Genomic DNA, 1391 nt, shown 5'->3' on the forward strand with positions numbered 1-1391 from the left:
GTGAAGCAGGAGCGCTACAAGAAGGTCGGCGCCGCGAAGGAGGCCGTACTGGCCGGCCTGGCGGCGGAAGGCCTGAACGCCGACGCGGCCAAGCCGATGCTGAAGGAGCTGGAAGCCGACGTGGTGCGCAGCGCCGTGCTGGATACCGGCCTGCGCATCGACGGGCGCGACCTGAAGACGGTCCGCCCGATCGTGTCCGAGGTCGGCATCCTGCCGCGCGCCCATGGCTCGGCCCTGTTCACCCGCGGCGAGACCCAGGCCCTGGTCGTCGCCACGCTGGGCACCGCCCAGGACGAGCAGGTGATCGACGCGCTGGAAGGCGAATACCGCACCAATTTCATGCTGCACTATAATTTCCCGCCTTATTCGGTGGGCGAGTGCGGCCGCATGGGCTCGCCCGGCCGGCGCGAGATCGGGCACGGCAAGCTGGCCTGGCGCGCGGTGCATCCGCTGCTGCCCGGCAAGGACGCTTTCCCCTACACGATGCGCATCGTCTCCGAGATCACCGAGAGCAACGGGTCGTCCTCGATGGCCACGGTGTGCGGCACCTCGCTGGCGCTGATGGATGCCGGCGTGCCGCTGCGCCGCCCGGTGGCCGGCATCGCCATGGGGCTGATCAAGGAAGATCGCGGCTTCGCCGTGCTGTCCGACATCCTGGGGGATGAAGATCACCTGGGCGACATGGACTTCAAGGTCGCGGGCACCGAGCTGGGCGTCACCTCGCTGCAGATGGACATCAAGATCACCTCGATCACGCCCGAGATCATGAAGATCGCGCTGGAACAGGCGCGCGAGGGCCGGCTGCACATCCTGGGCGAGATGGCCAAGGCGCTGACCGAAGGCCGCGCCGACGTCTCGGCCTCGGCGCCGAAGATCACCACGATCTCCGTGCCCAAGGAAAAGATCCGCGACGTGATCGGCCAGGGCGGAAAGGTGATCCGCGAGATCGTTGAATATTCGGGTGCGAAGATCGACATCAACGATGACGGCACGATCATGATCGCCGCCACGTCCGAAGATCAGGCCGCCAAGGCGATCGAGCGGATCCGCGGCATCGTGGCCGAGCCCGAACTGGGGGCGATCTATACCGGCAAGGTGGTCAAGACCGCCGATTTCGGCGCGTTCGTGAACTTCCTGGGCGCGCGCGACGGCCTGGTCCATATTTCGGAACTGTCGCAGGGCCGGGTGGCGAAGACCACCGACGTGGTCAACCAGGGCGACGTGGTGAAGGTGAAGGTCCTGGGCTTCGATGATCGCGGCAAGGTGAAGCTGTCGATGCGGGTGGTCGATCAGGAAACCGGCGCCGACATCACCGAGACCGTGGGCGCCAAGCCGGGCCGTCCGCCGGCACGCTGAGTACGGCGGGCCGGGCGCGGCGGCCGGACGACGGG

General features: G+C 67.4%; 1 protein-coding gene. It reads left to right on the forward strand.

Translation table 11 applies throughout. From position 1 onward, the window contains the following. Window positions 1-1356: polyribonucleotide nucleotidyltransferase (gene pnp, locus HUK84_RS18335; RefSeq protein WP_176641515.1), on the forward strand; the 1356-nt coding region annotated here is incomplete at its 5' end. Window positions 1357-1391: the final 35 nt, after the last annotated feature.

The organism is Nguyenibacter vanlangensis, from assembly GCF_013376155.1.
In the GTDB taxonomy this organism is placed as follows: Bacteria; Pseudomonadota; Alphaproteobacteria; order Acetobacterales; family Acetobacteraceae; genus Gluconacetobacter; species Gluconacetobacter vanlangensis.